Source organism: Pseudomonas sp. ML2-2023-6 (assembly GCF_037055265.1).
Taxonomy (GTDB): domain Bacteria; phylum Pseudomonadota; class Gammaproteobacteria; order Pseudomonadales; family Pseudomonadaceae; genus Aquipseudomonas; species Aquipseudomonas kulmbachensis.
The window spans coordinates 2478377-2493778 of record NZ_CP146347.1 but is presented as its reverse complement, the minus strand read 5'-3'; the positions used below and the strand labels follow the sequence as shown (position 1 = coordinate 2493778).

The following is a 15402-nucleotide window of genomic DNA, read 5'->3' as shown; positions in this document are numbered from 1 at the left end:
TGGCAAGATTTCACAAGCCTAGCGGATTGCACCCGAACGTGTAGGAACAACACTCACAAAACTGTCTTGGATCAATCGTGTCGTGACTGATCGGCTAGAATGGCCGCCTTGCCGATGCCGAGCCACACATGAATACTGAAATGCCCAATGCCCAGATTGACTGGGATGACCAAGGCCGCCCCCGTTCGCGGGTGTTTGATGACGTGTATTTTTCGGACAAGTCGGGTCTCGAAGAAACCCGTTATGTCTTTATCGAACAAAACGCCCTCGCAGAGCGCTTCGCCGCCCTCCCCGCTAACGGCCAGATGGTTATTGGCGAAACCGGCTTCGGCACCGGCCTGAATTTTCTTTGTGCCTGGCAGTTATTCGAAGAAACGGCGCGACCCGATGCGCGCCTGCACTTCATCAGTGTCGAAAAATACCCGCTGACCCGCGAAGACCTGAAGCGCGCCTTGGCTCTCTGGCCCGAACTGGCTACCTGGAGTGAACAATTACTGGCAGCCTGGTTTGCCATTCATCCGGGGTTTCAAACCCTGAGCCTGGCCGATGGCCGTGTGACGCTGACCCTGATGATCGGTGACGCGCTGGAGCAACTGCCGCAACTGGATGCACAGATTGACGCGTGGTTTCTCGACGGTTTTGCACCGGCGAAAAACCCGGACATGTGGACACCAGAGCTGTTCGCGCAATTGGCTCGATTGGCGGCCCCCGCCTCCACTATCAGTACCTTCACCAGCACCGGCTGGGTACGCCGGGCGCTGAATGAGGCTGGTTTCAAGATGCGGCGCACGCCGGGCATCGGCCACAAGTGGGAAATTCTACGCGGCGCCTTTATTGGCTTGCCTGAAAACACACCCGCCAGCACCGATACCAAACCCTGGTTTGCTCGCCCGCCTCGGCACACCGACGAGCGCAAGGCGATTGTGATTGGCGGCGGCCTGTCGGGTTGCGCCAGCGCTAACAGCCTGGCGCGACGTGGCTGGCAAGTCACGTTAATGGAGCGCCACGAGCGCCTGGCCAAAGAAGCCTCGGGCAACCCGCAAGGCATCTTGTACATGAAGCTTTCGGCTCACGGCACCACTCTGTCGCAATTGATTGTCAGTGGTTTCGGGTACACCCGTCGCTTGCTGGAGCAACTGCAACGCGGTCGTGACTGGGACGACTGCGGTGTCCTGCAGCTGGGCTTCAACGAAAAAGAGGCTGAACGCCAAGCGCAATTGGCATCCGCGTTCCCGGCAGCGCTGGTGCATTTGCTTGATCAGCCTGCGGCGCAGGCCTTGGCAGGGGTCGAACTGGCTCACGGCGGCCTGTTCTACCCCGAAGGTGGCTGGGTGCACCCGCCTGCGTTGTGCCATTACCAGGCGCTGCACGCCAACGTTCAGATCATGACTCACCATGACGTATTGCAATTGAACAAGGTTGGCGACCAATGGCACGCCTGCCAGGGCGATCAGTTGCTGGCCAGTGCGCCCGTGGTAATCCTGGCGGGTGCCGCCGAAGTCAAACGTTTCCCGGCCAGCAGCGGTCTGCCACTCAAGCGTATTCGCGGGCAAATCACTCAACTGGCCGAAACCCCAGCCAGCTCTGTGCTCAAAACCGTGGTCTGTGCCGAAGGTTATGTTGCGCCCGGTCGGCTCGGCGAGCACACCCTGGGCGCCAGTTTCGACTTCCACAATGAAGACCTGTCCACCACCCCCGCCGGACATCAGAGCAACCTTGACCTGCTTGAGGAGATTTCACCGGACCTGAAGCAGCGTCTCGGCAATGAGCAGTTGGATCCCCAGACCCTGCAAGGCTGGGCCGCTTTCCGCTGCACCAGCCCGGACTACTTGCCGATTGTCGGGCCACTGTCAGACCCGGAGCAGTTTGCGAGCGCCTATGCGGTACTGCGCAAGGATGCGCGACAAACGCCCGACACGCCTTGCCCATGGTTGAGTGGTCTGTACGTCAACAGTGGCCACGGCTCACGCGGGCTGATTACCGCCCCGCTGTCGGGCGAAATACTGGCGGCGTGGATCAACAACGAAGCGCAGCCCGTGCCCCGAGCGGTTGCAGAGGCCTGTCATCCTAATCGCTTTGCGCTGCGCGCCCTCATACGCGGGCAGTGAACAAACCCGGATTCTGGCCAATGGCGGAGGGGTGCGGCGGCAATAATGCCGAAAACTCGACTTTGTTTTTTTAATCAGATAATCGCGCCAAAAGCACGACTACTGACAAAAGCCGGTGATTGCACCGACCTTTCTGCCACTTCGACAAGCAGCCTGGCCGATGGCAGATCGACCTCACTGACCCCGCCCAACACATTGAAGTGCATGTTTTCCGGCTGGCTGGGCAGCCCTAGTACTCTCCCCGGCCGACCCGGTAGGCCAGGTGCACATCCAATTCATCTGGCGCCGGGCCACCTTGCGCCGCAAGTGCCAGCAGGGGCCGGTCAGCAACCCCCGTGGCCACTCATCAAGCCCGGTGCGACGCAGCGATACCCGGCGCAGCTTGGGCAACCTACTTAGATCGAGCATTGGCCCCAGCAGGTTGCCATTGAGGTTCAGTACTTCGAGATTGCCCAGGTTCGCCAGTACGTAGATATCTATCGTCGCAAACGAAGAACGCTAAGCTGCAGCCCAACATATTGGCCTTGATTACAGGGCTGTAGACCACTCTCCGGGGCTATCCTTGGCGATCAACGCCTGGGTTTTTTCCAGGTTCCAGGCATCGACAGCTGCATCCATCTCGTTGCGCACCTGCGCGACACTGCGTAAATAGCGCGCACTGTTCATCTCTGGCGATCGTCTCAATAACCCATGCAATGCCTCGAAGTAAGGCTCGGTCAAAACGGTGTACTCCACCTTGTGGGTACTGGCCATGTAGGTTTTCCAGAACTCGAGTGTCGTAATAAATACCGCCATGGAACCCGAGCTTTCAGCGTTCTGGACTTCCACCCTGGCCATGTCCAAATCCGCTTCAGTCACTCCGGCCAACCCTCGGAACGACATGCTCTTGGGCTGGCCGGGCAGCTCCAGTGCCTGAGACAAGCCGATTCTGTACGCCAGGTTAACCTCAAGCTCATCTACTGTCGCCCTGCCTTGTGCCAAACGCTCCTCGCATGTCTCAGCCGCAATACTTGCCAACTTATCGAGCCGGAACAGTCCCTTGGCCAAATGCAACAACTGGGTTTGCTGAAATGAGGCGCCGCGTGAGATTTCTGCCAGCAACACCTGGATTTCCATCGCGCTGAAAGTCACCGCTACACTGTCACTGCAACTACGCGGGGAGGCGGCAATATTCAGCAAATCACTGCGCAATTGGCTGTTCTGACTGGCCGCTTCAATCATTTCCCAGACCCGCCGACTCAAATCCTGGCGAACCGTATGGGCATCCGCCGTGGTGGTCAAACGACTGATCACGATGAAAAAGTCTTCGGAAGCCGGATTGGCTCGCAAGTTGTTCCATAACAACTCGCGCTGGCTGAGTTCGTTGCTGGTAATGCCCGCTGTCCAAAACTCGAACGCCAGCATCTCACTGAGCAACTCCTCACTGCTGATTCCCATACTGCTGCCGCCCTGCATGACATACCGCCCTAACTGCAAACGGCTTGAGGGCGACAGCGGGTTATTGGATAACGTGATATTTCGAATGATCTTGGGCGAGGCCTGAAACACCTGTTCAGGAATTTCAAGAATCTGGTTCTCTCTGAGGTCGGCAGCTTCCAGAAATGGTCTGGAAAGCAGCCCTTCAGGCCAAACCTGGATCCAGGTGCGGCGTAAATACACGCGCCGCAAGTGCGCGTGATTATTGAAACTCAACAAAGGCCCCAACAGGTTGTCATTGAGATTCAACACTTCCAGGCTGCTCAACGCGTTCAGCACCGATGCGTTGCTGGTGGTCATGTACAACAAGTTTCGCGCCAGCGATAAACGTCGCAGGTTGGGCACCCTCAAGAACCTGGCCGGTTCTATCGGTGCGTTCGTACTGAGCGGGAAGACGATGCGCTACGGATATTTCCAGCCAACCATGGATAACGGCTTCGAGAATCCTTGGGGCTATGGCGACGACATATTGATTGTTCGCGATGAAGGCGTTCGCCTTGGACTGATCCGAAAGCCGGATGTCCAGCAGGAGGCGGCATGAACGCCCTGCGCCGAAAAGTCAGGATCAACAGCGGCCCCATGCGCCCGCTGGACTTAAACGTCATGTGCGACCAATGCAACAGGTCACGCGCCCACGGCAACCACACCAAATGCAGCGAGTTGCGCCAGACCGAAGCGGCTGAGCGACGCGTACGGGAGAAGTCATGAGCAAGCATGCCGTGAAAGATGTTCTCGGCGAGATGACAAAGGATGACCTGGTGGCCTGGATTAGGAATCAGCATTTCTACCAGCCCAAACTAAGCGAAGTTCTGTACATCCGCTGGCAGAGGCAGTCGGCTGAAGTACTCGAGGAAATGCAAAAAGAAAATCGAGCACTCGATGGTGTTGATTTTAAAGAGCGTGATCGGCTAGCCGTTAGGTTCAACGAATCGAAAAACACTGCTGAAAAACTGCGGCTTCTTGAGCTGATGCAGCCCTATAACAAGGCAATGCAAGATCACATCAAGCGATCCCAGGCTCTCGACAGGAAAAGCAAAAGGGTCGATGCCCTGTATGAGCAGATCGATGTGGCGCGCAAGAAAGAGCGCAGCTTCTGATCCGCATCGCGACACATCCCACAAGATAACTCACCTTCTGCCGCCAAACGCGGCATCCAGAGGTCCGCCATGGCAGCAGCACAACTTCTGTCCGATGACTCCGGGCACGACAAAATCACCGAAAAAAGACTGGCCGAACTCATTGGCACAACCGCAAAAGCCCTTCAGCGCAAGCGCGAGCGGAACATTATCCCGCTTGGGGTGTGGTCAAAGATCGATGGGCGAATTATGTACAGCAAGTGGAGATACGACGAATGGCTAGAAAGCCAATGGGACTCCCCGCCGGGGTTGAGTTCATCGGTAAGTCGATCCGAATCCGGTTCACTTGGAACAAGAAGCGGTGTTGCGAAACGCTCCCTTTCCCGCAGACCACCAAGGGAATCGCGGCAGCTGAGGGTCTACGTTCTCAAGTAAAGCAACTCGACCGACTGGGCGCCCTCACCACTGAAAAGTACATTGAGCTGTTTCCGACCACTCGCAGCGGGGCGGTCAGCCAGATGCCGATTTTCTTTGATTATGCTCAGGAGTGGCTAAACAGCCTCCAGATTGTGGAGAGCACCCGGAAAAACTACCGCAGCACCATGCAAAACTACTGGGTACCGCACCTGGCGCACTTGCCAATTGATGCGATCTCTCCGGTACTGATGCGCAAGATTGTGAACGGCATTGAGTGGACTTCCCCTGTCCGCCGAAAGAATGCTGTAAGGCTAGTGACCAGTCTTTTCAATCAGGCGGTCAGCGATGAGCTGATTCAGAGAAACCCGGCACGCTCGATCCCCGCAACGAGAGTCGTAAAGCGTGAGCTGGATCCTTTTTCGCGAGCCGAAGCCGATGCTGTCATTGCCAAACTTTACGAAGTGACGAGCGGGCTTCAGGCCATTTATGCATGCTTTTTTGAGTTTTCTTTCTATACAGGAATGCGTCCAGGCGAGGCTATGGCCCTGCGCTGGAGCGAAGTGGACACACGCAATCGAACTGCACGCGTTTGCCGTATCAGGCTTTACGGGAAGATCCAGGAAAGAACTAAAACCAAAACCTCTCGTGAAGTTTTATTGAACGATCAAGCTTTGCAGGCACTCGAAAAAGCCAGGTCACTTACAGCGGCGCGCTCTGACTATGTATTCGCGCCGGAAGGATCGGGAGACAGGTCAGAGCTTTATGTCCGATCCGAAACAGGGCCTAAGCGCTACTGGTTGTTAGCATTACGAAAGCTGGGGATGAGGCATCGCAGGATGTACGACACCAGGCACACCTATGCAACGATGTGCTTGATGTCCGGCATGAACCCTGCGTTTATTGCGGCTCAGCTCGGACACAGCATTCAGATACTGCTTTCGACCTATGCCCGGTGGATCAGCTCACCCAATGATTGGAGCGAGCTTGAGAAGCTGAATACGCTGCAAAACGGTACAAATTTGGTACTTGAAAAGCAGGCGTAGCGCGAAAGGCCCGGATTCAATAGGGTTTAAGCACCATGTGCGGATTAGCTGGCGAGTTACGTTTTGATCAACAACCTGCCGACCTGGCAGCCATCGAACGCATCACCCACCACCTCGCTCCACGTGGCCCCGATGCCTGGGGTTTTCACAGTCAGGGCCCCGTCGCCCTCGGCCATCGGCGCCTGAAAATCATGGACTTGTCCGATGGTTCCGCCCAGCCAATGGTCGACGGCCAACTTGGCCTGTCGCTGGCCTTCAATGGCGCGATCTATAACTTCCCCGAACTACGTACCGAACTTGAAGCCCTGGGCTACAGCTTTTATTCCGATGGCGACACCGAAGTGCTGCTCAAGGGGTATCACGCCTGGGGCGAAGCACTGCTGCCCAAGCTCAATGGCATGTTTGCCTTTGCCATCTGGGAGCACGATACCCAGCGCCTGTTTATCGCCCGCGACCGTTTGGGGGTTAAACCGCTGTACCTGTCGCGTACCGATGCCCGCCTACGCTTTGCCTCGACCTTGCCAGCGTTGCTCAAGGGCGGTGATATCAACCCGATGCTCGACCCGGTGGCGCTCAACCATTACCTCAACTTCCATGCCGTAGTGCCCGCGCCCCGCACGTTGATTGCCGGGATCGAAAAACTGCCACCGGCGACATGGATGCGCATCGACGCCAACGGGCGTACCGAACAGAAAACCTGGTGGACTCTGCCCTACGGCCCCCATGTCGACGAGGTCAATTTGACCCTCGAAGACTGGCGCGACCGTGTACTCGACAGTACCCGCGAGGCTGTGGCCATTCGCCAACGGGCGGCGGTGGATGTCGGTGTACTGCTTTCGGGCGGCGTTGATTCAAGCTTGCTGGTGGGGTTGCTGCGGGATGTGGGCGTACAGGATCTGTCGACCTTTTCCATCGGTTTTGAGGACGCAGGTGGCGAGCGCGGTGATGAATTCCAGTACTCGGACTTGATCGCCAAGCACTACGGCACGCGCCATCACCAACTGCGCATTGGCGAACACGAAATCATCGAGCAATTGCCAGCGGCCATGCGCGCCATGAGCGAACCGATGGTCAGCCACGACTGTATTGCGTTTTACCTGCTGTCACGGGAAGTGGCCAAGCATTGCAAGGTGGTGCAAAGCGGCCAGGGCGCGGATGAACTGTTTGCCGGTTATCACTGGTACCCGCAGGTCGACGGCGCCAGCGACCCATATGCCGCTTACCGCGAAGCGTTCTTCGATCGCAGCTATGACGAATACAAGGCGACGGTGCAACCGCAGTGGCTGACGGCCAATGATGCGGCCGGAGATTATGTCCGTGAGCATTTTTCCCAGCCGGGCGCTAGCGCAGGGGTGGACAAGGCCTTGCGCCTGGACAGTACGGTGATGCTGGTGGATGACCCGGTAAAACGGGTCGACAACATGACCATGGCCTGGGGCCTTGAAGCGCGCACACCGTTCCTCGACTACCGGCTGGCCGAGCTCTCGGCGCGGATTCCGGCCCGTTTCAAACTGCCGGACGGCGGCAAGCAAGTGCTCAAGGAAGCCGCCCGACTGGTAATCCCCAGCGAAGTGATCGACCGCAAAAAAGGCTACTTCCCGGTCCCTGGCCTCAAGCACTTGCAGGGCAACACCCTCAATTGGGTGCGCGACCTGCTGCTGGACCCCAGCCAGGATCGCGGCCTGTTTCAACCGGCGATGCTGGATCGATTGCTGAGTAACCCGCAAGGCCAACTGACGCCCCTGAACGGTTCCAAGCTGTGGCAATTGGCAACCTTGAACATGTGGCTGAGCGAACAAGGAATCTGACCGATGAAACCCCTCGCTACGGCTTATAGCCAACGTTTGTTACGTGGCCAGACGCCTTCATATGAACGCCTGCAGGCACGCTTTGCCGAAGACGGCAGCGAACTCGACGCCCAGCCCGTCGCCGTGCATTGCGGCTGGGGCCGGTTGCTGATCGGGCATACGTTCCCCGACCCTGGCAGCCTGGCCGATGAGCTGCTCAACGAGCAGCCCGGCGAGCGCGATATTGCGCTGTACGTCGCCGCACCTCAGCGCGTACTGGCGCAATCTCCGCAACAACTGTTTCTCGATCCGTCGGACACCTTGCGCCTGTGGTTTACCGATTACCGCCAGGCCACCCGCGTATTTCGCGGCTTTCGCATCCGCCGAGCACAAAGCGAGGCAGACTGGACCGCGATCAACACGCTGTACCAGGCGCGCTCAATGCTGCCCATCGACCCGGCATTGCTCACCGCCCGTGATCAAGGCGGTCCGGTGTACTGGATGGCCGAAGATGAGGACAGCGGCGCGGTGATTGGCAGCGTCATGGGCTTGAATCATCACACCGCCTTTCACGACCCCGAAAACGGTAGCAGCCTCTGGTGCCTGGCGGTCGACCCGCAGTGTTCGCGTCCCGGCGTCGGTGAAGTGTTGGTAAGGCATTTGATCGAGCACTTTATGAGCCGAGGCCTGAGCTATCTCGATCTATCGGTGCTGCACGACAATGCCTCGGCCAAAAATCTCTACGCCAAGTTGGGTTTCCGTACCCTGTCGACTTTTGCCATCAAGCGTAAAAACGGCATCAACCAACCCCTGTTTCTGGGGCCAGGCCCTGAAGCCGGGCTCAACCCCTATGCCCGGATAGTGGTCGAAGAGGCTTACCGGCGCGGAATCGATGTGCAAATCGATGATGCGCCTGCCGGGCTGTTCACCCTCAGCCACGGCGGGCGGCGGATTCGCTGCCGCGAATCACTGAGCGACTTGACCAGCGCCATCAGCATGAGCCTGTGCCAGGACAAATGCCTGACCCACAAGGTCTTGAGCCAGGCAGGTTTGAACGTGCCCAGCCAGCAACTGGCCGGTAATGCCGATGACAATTTGGGCTTTCTTGAGCAGCACACCCGGGTGGTGGTCAAACCTGTGGATGGCGAGCAAGGCAATGGCGTGGCGGTGGACCTGGACAACATCGAACAGGTGCAACAGGCCATCGAGGCAGCACGGGCGTTCGATAGCCGGGTGCTGCTCGAAAGCTTCCACGAAGGGCTCGACCTGCGGGTGGTGGTAATCGGCTTTGAAGTGGTGGCTGCGGCCATCCGCCGACCCGCGCAGGTGATGGGCGATGGACTGCACAATATCCAGCGCCTGATAGAAGCCCAAAGCCGCCGCCGTCAAGCCGCCACCGAAGGCGAAAGCCGTATCCCGCTGGATGCTGAAACCCTGCGCACCGTGCAGGCCGCAGGCTACGAGTACGACAGTATCTTGCCAGCAGGGCAGATACTTGCGGTGCGCCGCACCGCCAATCTGCATACCGGCGGTTGCCTCGAAGATGTAACCGACGTGCTGCACCCGGTGCTGGCCGACGCGGCCATTCGCGCAGCCCGGGCGCTGGATATTCCTGTGGTCGGGCTGGACCTGATGGTGCCTGCTGCCGACCAACCGGACTATGTGTTTATCGAAGCCAATGAACGCTGCGGCTTGGCCAATCATGAGCCACAGCCCACTGCCGAACGTTTTGTCGACTTGCTGTTTCCCCACAGTCAGCCTGCTCTGTAGCTGACTGCCCCTCAGGAGTTTTTATGAATCGTACCCTCCCTGAACCTGACCTCGACTACCTGCAACGGGTATTGCTGGAAATGCTCGCCATCCCCAGCCCCACCGGTTTTACCGACACCATCGTGCGCTATGTCGCCGAACGCCTGGACGAGTTGGGCATTCCCTTTGAGCTGACCCGGCGCGGCACCTTGCGCGCCACCCTCAAGGGCCAGCAAAGCAGCCCGGATCGCGCGGTCTCTGCACACCTGGACACCATTGGCGCCAGCGTGCGGGGGATCAAGGACAATGGCCGACTGATACTGGCCCCGGTCGGTTGCTGGTCCAGCCGCTTCGCCGAAGGCAGTCGCGTTAGCCTGTTTACCGACAATGGCGTGATTCGCGGCAGTGTGTTGCCGTTAATGGCCTCAGGTCATGCATTCAATACCGGGGTGGATGAACTGCCGATCAGCTGGGACCATATCGAGTTACGCCTGGACGCTTACTGCGCCACGCGGGCCGACTGCGACTCGCTGGGGATCAATATTGGCGATTTCGTGGCATTTGACCCGCTGCCCGAGTTCACCGAAAGCGGTCATATCAGTGCCCGGCATCTGGACGATAAAGCCGGGGTCGCGGCCCTGCTCGCAGCCTTGAAAGCCATCGTTGAAAGCGGCGAACAACCACAGATCGATTGTCATCCGCTGTTCACCATCACCGAGGAAACCGGCAATGGCGCGGCAGCCGCCTTGCCCTGGGATGTCAGTGAGTTTGTGGGCATTGATATTGCCCCGGTGGCACCGGGCCAACATTCCAACGAGCACGCGGTGAGTGTGGCGATGCAGGATTCGGGCGGGCCGTACGACTATCACTTGTCGCGGCATTTGCTGCGCCTGGCCAGCGAAAACGAACTGCCGGTACGACGTGACATGTTCCGTTATTACTTCAGCGATGCTCATTCTGCGGTAACGGCCGGGTACGATGTTCGGTGCGCCCTGCTGGCATTCGGCTGTGATGCGACCCACGGTTATGAGCGTACCCATATCGACAGCCTGGCGGCGTTGAGCCGTTTACTGGGCGCCTACATCCTCAGCCCGCCGGTCTTTGCCAGCGATGCGCAGCCCGCACAAGGGTCACTGGATCGCTTCAGTCATCAGATCGAGCACGATGCACAGATGGAGAGCGACACGCGGGTGCCGTCGGTGGAGAGTCTGGTGGGGGATAATCGGGGCTAAAAAGGACCCTGAGACAAATGTGGGAGCGGGCTTGCTCGCGATGCTGGCGACGCGGTCTGTCAGGCAAACCGCAGTGCTACCATCGCGAGCAAGCCCGCTCCCACAAAACCCTAGTCCTGCGACTGAGCGCCTTCGAACCACTTCAGCTTCTCACGCAGCAGCACTACCTCACCCACGATCACCAGTGTCGGCGCATGAACTTCATGCTCCGCCACCAACGTCGGCAAGTCCTTCAAAGTGCCAGTGAAGACACGCTGATTGGATGTAGTACCTTGCTGGATCAACGCCGCCGGGGTGTCTGCTGAACGACCGTGCTTGATCAGTTGCTCACAGATGATCGGCAAACCTACCAGGCCCATGTAAAACACCAGCGTCTGCGCCGGTGCCACCAGGTCATTCCAGGGCAGATTGCTGGTGCCGTCTTTCAAATGGCCCGTCACGAAACGCACAGACTGCGCGTAATCACGATGGGTCAGCGGAATCCCGGCATAGGCCGCGCAACCACTGGCAGCGGTAATCCCTGGCACCACCTGGAACGGAATCCCGTGGGCAGCCAGTTCTTCGATCTCTTCGCCGCCACGGCCAAAGATAAACGGATCGCCACCCTTGAGCCGCACCACGCGTTTGCCTTGCTTGGCCAGGTCGACCAGTTGCTGGTTGATCTGGTCTTGCGGCACCGCATGCTCGGCACGACGCTTGCCCACATACACCCGCTCGGCATCGCGACGGCACAGTTCAAGAATCGCCGGGGCCACCAAGCGGTCGTAGAGCACCACGTCAGCTTGTTGCATCAGGCGCAGCGCGCGGAACGTCAGCAAATCCGGATCACCCGGCCCGGCACCTACCAGATAAACCTCACCGGTGGTTTCAGCCGCCTGACCATTGATCTTGGCCAACAGCAAACGCTCGGCTTCAGCGCCCTGCCCGGCCAATTGACGGTCGGCAATCGGGCCCTGGAACACGTCTTCCCAGAACCCGCGACGCTGCTGCACATCAGGGAACAGGCCTTTGACCTGGCTACGAAAGCGCGCCGCGAGGCCCGCCAACTGACCGTAGGTCGAAGGGATCCAGGTTTCAATCTTGGCCCGGATCAACCGCGCCAGCACCGGCGCATCGCCGCCACTGGATACGGCAATGATCAACGGCGAACGGTCGACAATCGCGGGGAAAATCACGCTGCACAGCGCAGGCGCATCCACCACATTGACCGGCACACAGCGGCGACGGGCGTCGGCGGAGACCTGGGCGTTGAGTGGCTCATCGTCGGTGGCGGCGATGATCAGCACACAACCTTCAAGGTCAGCTTCAACATAGCCGCGCAGCACCTGTTCGCCACCGCTGCTGTTTATCAACTCGCACAACTGGGGCTCTATGGCGGGTGCGACCACCCGCAGCACCGCACCGGCATCGGCCAGCAGCCGGGATTTGCGCAAGGCAATCTCCCCACCACCGACCACCAGTACACGGCTGCCACGCAGGTTATGAAACAGCGGCAGAAACTCCATTTAGCCGATGACCTCAATGCCGCCCATGTAAGGCTTGAGCACTTCAGGCACACGGATCGAGCCGTCAGCCTGCTGGTAGTTTTCCAACACGGCTACCAGGGTGCGGCCTACAGCCAGACCGGAACCGTTAAGGGTGTGAACCAGCTCTGGCTTGCCGGTTTCCGGGTTACGGAAACGCGCTTGCATGCGGCGGGCCTGGAAGTCTCCGCAGTTGGAGCACGACGAAATCTCGCGGTACTTGTCCTGGCTCGGAATCCACACTTCCAGATCGTAGGTTTTGACCGCGCTGAAACCCATGTCGCCGGTGCACAGCGCCAGGGTACGGTATGGCAGTTCAAGCAGCTGCAAAACCTTCTCGGCGTTGCCAACCAGGCCTTCCAGTGCATCCATCGAGGTGGAAGGCTCAACGATCTGCACCATTTCAACCTTGTCGAACTGGTGCTGACGGATCATGCCGCGGGTATCACGGCCCGACGCACCGGCTTCACTGCGGAAGCACGGCGTGTGCGCCACAAACTTGATCGGCAGGGCTTTGTGCTCAACAATTTCGCCGGCGACGATGTTGGTCAGCGACACTTCGGCAGTCGGGATCAGGTACAGATCGGCTTCGCCTTCACGGCTGATCTTGAACAGGTCTTCCTCGAACTTCGGCAACTGGCCAGTACCCTGCAGCGCTGGCGCCTGAACCAGATAAGGCGTGTAAGCCTCTTCGTAGCCGTGCTCGTTGATGTGCAGGTTGATCATGAACTGCGCCAGTGCACGGTGCAGGCGTGCGATTGGCCCACGCAGCAAGGCAAAGCGGGCACCGGACAATTTGGCGGCGGTTTCGAAATCCAGCCAGCCGTATTGTTCGCCCAGCGCAACGTGGTCCTTGATTTCAAAATCGAAGGCAGTAGGCGTGCCCCAGCGACGGATCTCGACGTTGTCGTCTTCGTCAGCGCCAACCGGCACGGAAGCATCCGGCAGGTTCGGCAGGCTCAACAGGATCGAGTCCAGTTCAGTCTGGATGGTTTCCAGCTCAACCTTGCCATTGGCCAGATCGCTGCCCATGGTTTCGACACTGGCCATCAGTGGCGCGATGTCTTCACCGCGAGCCTTGGCCTGGCCAATGCTTTTTGAGATGGCATTGCGCTCGGCCTGCAGCTTCTCGGTCAGGGTCTGAACTTCTTTACGCTTGGCTTCCAGCGCGTCGATGCGTGCCACATCCAGCGTGTAGCCACGGGATGCCAGGCGATCCGCTACGTCCTGCAGGTTGCCACGTAACAGTTTGGAATCGAGCATGTCGGTTTCTCGTTTATCAAAGTTTGGTCAGGGACAGGCCAGCCCAGGTTGCGAGCAGCCCGCCGAATACGCTGAGGGCCGCATAGCCCAGTGCCAATGGCACTTGCCCGGTTTCAAGCAGGCGCACCGTATCCAGTGAAAAGGATGAAAAAGTAGTCAAACCACCCAGGAAACCGACCATTAGTCCGGCTCGGACTTCAATCGGTACTTCCGGGCGCATCAAAAAAAGTCCGTAAAGGAGGCCAATCAGCAGGCAGCCCACGATATTAACGGCCAATGTCGCGGTATAAAAGTGCCGCGGCCAATTGGCGTTGATCCAGTTTCCCGTGGCGAAGCGCAACAATGTGCCTGCAACACCGCCCACTGATACAGCAACGATCACTGGGATCACGGTTTTCTCCGCTGTTTGGGGCTGGCACGATCCAGTGCAGCAAGATGTTTGAGCTTCTCGCCGATCTTAAGCTCCAACCCCCGCGGAACTGGCTGATACAGCTGTAACGGCTCCAGCTCATCCGGATAGTAGTCTTCGCCAGCAGCATAGGCGTCAGGTTCGTCATGGGCGTAGCGGTATTCGTCGCCATAACCCAGTTGTTTCATCAGCTTGGTCGGCGCGTTGCGCAAATGCAGCGGCACTTCAAGCGAGCCGTATTCGGCGGCGCTGCGCAGTGCGGCCTTGAAGCCCATATACACCGCGTTGCTTTTTGGCGCACACGCCAGATAGGTGATGGCCTGGGCCACCGCCAACTCGCCCTCCGGGCTGCCGAGACGTTCTTGCACATCCCAGGCCGACAGGCACAGGCTCAGCGCGCGCGGGTCGGCGTTGCCGATGTCTTCGCTGGCCATGCGCACCACCCGCCGGGCGATATACAACGGGTCGCAGCCGCCGTCGATCATTCGCGCGAACCAGTACAGAGCACCGTCCGGGTTGGAGCCACGCACCGACTTGTGCAGGGCCGAGATCTGGTCGTAAAAGGCTTCGCCACCCTTGTCGAAGCGCCGCTGGGTATCGCCCAGCAGGTTATGCAGCAGGTCGGTGCCGATTTCGCTGTGATCTTCGGCCAGGTCAGAGGCGTTTTCCAGCAGGTTGAGCAGGCGCCGACCATCACCGTCAGCCGCCCGCAGCAAAATCTGGAAGCCTTCATCGCTCAGGCTCAGGCAGCGCTTGCCCAGCCCCTTGTCTTCCGTGAGGGCTCGTTGCACCAGCTTGTGCAGGGCCGCCTCATCGAGGCTTTTGAGCACATAGACACGCGCCCGCGACAGCAGTGCGTTGTTCAGCTCAAAGGAAGGGTTTTCAGTGGTGGCACCGATAAAAATCAGGGTGCCATCTTCGACATAGGGCAAAAATGCATCCTGCTGCGACTTGTTGAAGCGATGCACTTCGTCAACAAACAGGATGGTGCGGCGCCCGTACTGGCCCGCCTGCTGCTTGGCAATTTCGACCGCCTGACGGATCTCCTTGACCCCGGCCAGTACCGCCGAAACGGTTTCAAAGTGTGCATCCGAGACTTCTGCCAGCAACCGCGCCAGGGTGGTTTTACCCACGCCCGGCGGCCCCCAGAAAATCATCGAATGCAGCGCGCCCTGCTCCAGCGCTTCACGCAAGGGCTTGCCGCGAGCGAGCAGGTGTTCCTGACCGACGTACTCATCCAGATTGGCTGCACGTAAACGGGCAGCCAGGGGCTGGGCAATCGGGGCACTTCGAAACAGATCCATGGGCAGCGTTTGAAA

At 58.8% G+C, this 15402-nt stretch carries 13 protein-coding genes; 8 read left to right on the top strand and 5 right to left on the bottom strand.

The window, feature by feature from the left end:
* Positions 1-128: 128 nt before the first annotated feature.
* The gene (gene mnmC / locus V6L79_RS11605; protein ID WP_338580253.1) at positions 129-2108 is read left to right on the top strand and encodes a bifunctional tRNA (5-methylaminomethyl-2-thiouridine)(34)-methyltransferase MnmD/FAD-dependent 5-carboxymethylaminomethyl-2-thiouridine(34) oxidoreductase MnmC; all 1980 of its coding nucleotides are present in this window, start codon (positions 129-131) and stop codon (positions 2106-2108) included.
* A 528-nt stretch (positions 2109-2636) separates the two neighbouring features.
* Here the strand turns inward: mnmC and V6L79_RS11600 are convergent.
* Positions 2637-3884 carry an NEL-type E3 ubiquitin ligase domain-containing protein gene (locus tag V6L79_RS11600; protein ID WP_338580252.1) on the bottom strand — a complete coding sequence of 416 codons (1248 nt, stop codon included), beginning with the start codon at positions 3882-3884 and terminating at the stop codon, positions 2637-2639.
* On the opposite strand from V6L79_RS11600, the gene V6L79_RS11595 reads away from it, so the two are divergent.
* From V6L79_RS11595 to V6L79_RS11565, 7 genes are all read left to right on the top strand, one after another.
* Positions 3883-4125, top strand: coding sequence for a hypothetical protein (locus V6L79_RS11595; protein WP_338580251.1), 243 nt, complete (start codon positions 3883-3885; stop codon positions 4123-4125). The two genes, V6L79_RS11600 and V6L79_RS11595, sit on opposite strands and share 2 nt — an antisense overlap.
* Positions 4122-4292: a hypothetical protein gene (locus tag V6L79_RS11590; RefSeq protein ID WP_338580250.1), complete on the top strand. Its 171-nt coding sequence runs from the start codon at positions 4122-4124 to the stop codon at positions 4290-4292. Before V6L79_RS11595 ends, V6L79_RS11590 begins: the two co-directional genes overlap by 4 nt.
* The gene (locus tag V6L79_RS11585; protein ID WP_338580249.1) at positions 4289-4681 is read left to right on the top strand and encodes a hypothetical protein; all 393 of its coding nucleotides are present in this window, start codon (positions 4289-4291) and stop codon (positions 4679-4681) included. Before V6L79_RS11590 ends, V6L79_RS11585 begins: the two co-directional genes overlap by 4 nt.
* 254 nt (positions 4682-4935) lie before the next feature.
* On the top strand, positions 4936-6120 hold the full coding sequence (locus V6L79_RS11580; protein ID WP_261741621.1) for a site-specific integrase: 1185 nt from the start codon (positions 4936-4938) through the stop codon (positions 6118-6120).
* A 35-nt stretch (positions 6121-6155) separates the two neighbouring features.
* A complete protein-coding gene (locus V6L79_RS11575) occupies positions 6156-7928 on the top strand; it encodes an N-acetylglutaminylglutamine amidotransferase (protein ID WP_338580248.1) in 1773 nt (590 codons plus the stop codon).
* Between the two features lie 3 nt (positions 7929-7931).
* Positions 7932-9677, top strand: coding sequence for an N-acetylglutaminylglutamine synthetase (ngg, locus tag V6L79_RS11570; protein ID WP_261741619.1), 1746 nt, complete (start codon positions 7932-7934; stop codon positions 9675-9677).
* Positions 9678-9700: 23 nt separating this feature from the next.
* A complete protein-coding gene (locus V6L79_RS11565; protein ID WP_261741618.1) occupies positions 9701-10888 on the top strand; it encodes an osmoprotectant NAGGN system M42 family peptidase in 1188 nt (395 codons plus the stop codon).
* A gap of 110 nt (positions 10889-10998) precedes the next feature.
* Here V6L79_RS11565 and cysG read toward each other — a convergent pair whose 3' ends face one another.
* From cysG to V6L79_RS11545, 4 genes are read right to left on the bottom strand one after another with little or no spacing between them, the layout of a single operon-like run.
* A complete protein-coding gene (gene cysG / locus V6L79_RS11560) occupies positions 10999-12393 on the bottom strand; it encodes a siroheme synthase CysG (RefSeq protein ID WP_261741617.1) in 1395 nt (464 codons plus the stop codon).
* Complete coding sequence (gene serS / locus V6L79_RS11555) at positions 12394-13674, bottom strand: serine--tRNA ligase (RefSeq protein WP_261741616.1); 1281 nt, start codon at positions 13672-13674, stop codon at positions 12394-12396. It lies immediately after the preceding gene.
* 16 nt (positions 13675-13690) lie between these two features.
* Complete coding sequence (crcB, locus tag V6L79_RS11550) at positions 13691-14065, bottom strand: fluoride efflux transporter CrcB (RefSeq protein ID WP_261741615.1); 375 nt, start codon at positions 14063-14065, stop codon at positions 13691-13693.
* On the bottom strand, positions 14062-15387 hold the full coding sequence (locus tag V6L79_RS11545; RefSeq protein ID WP_261741614.1) for a replication-associated recombination protein A: 1326 nt from the start codon (positions 15385-15387) through the stop codon (positions 14062-14064). The genes crcB and V6L79_RS11545 overlap by 4 nt, the downstream gene beginning before the upstream one ends.
* Between the last annotated feature and the right edge of the window lie 15 nt (positions 15388-15402).

What these genes read in the sequence shown, in the direction of transcription:
- V6L79_RS11590 (WP_338580250.1), top strand. Translation starts at nt 4,122, where the DNA reads ATGAACGCCCTGCGCCGAAAAGTCAGGATCAACAGCGGCCCCATGCGC.
- V6L79_RS11585 (WP_338580249.1), top strand. Translation starts at nt 4,289, where the DNA reads ATGAGCAAGCATGCCGTGAAAGATGTTCTCGGCGAGATGACAAAGGAT.
- V6L79_RS11580 (WP_261741621.1), top strand. Translation starts at nt 4,936, where the DNA reads ATGGCTAGAAAGCCAATGGGACTCCCCGCCGGGGTTGAGTTCATCGGT.
- V6L79_RS11575 (WP_338580248.1), top strand. Translation starts at nt 6,156, where the DNA reads ATGTGCGGATTAGCTGGCGAGTTACGTTTTGATCAACAACCTGCCGAC.
- V6L79_RS11600 (WP_338580252.1), bottom strand. Translation starts at nt 3,884, where the DNA reads ATGACCACCAGCAACGCATCGGTGCTGAACGCGTTGAGCAGCCTGGAA.
- cysG (WP_261741617.1), bottom strand. Translation starts at nt 12,393, where the DNA reads ATGGAGTTTCTGCCGCTGTTTCATAACCTGCGTGGCAGCCGTGTACTG.
- ngg (WP_261741619.1), top strand. Translation starts at nt 7,932, where the DNA reads ATGAAACCCCTCGCTACGGCTTATAGCCAACGTTTGTTACGTGGCCAG.
- V6L79_RS11595 (WP_338580251.1), top strand. Translation starts at nt 3,883, where the DNA reads ATGTACAACAAGTTTCGCGCCAGCGATAAACGTCGCAGGTTGGGCACC.
- serS (WP_261741616.1), bottom strand. Translation starts at nt 13,674, where the DNA reads ATGCTCGATTCCAAACTGTTACGTGGCAACCTGCAGGACGTAGCGGAT.
- mnmC (WP_338580253.1), top strand. Translation starts at nt 129, where the DNA reads ATGAATACTGAAATGCCCAATGCCCAGATTGACTGGGATGACCAAGGC.
- V6L79_RS11545 (WP_261741614.1), bottom strand. Translation starts at nt 15,387, where the DNA reads ATGGATCTGTTTCGAAGTGCCCCGATTGCCCAGCCCCTGGCTGCCCGT.
- V6L79_RS11565 (WP_261741618.1), top strand. Translation starts at nt 9,701, where the DNA reads ATGAATCGTACCCTCCCTGAACCTGACCTCGACTACCTGCAACGGGTA.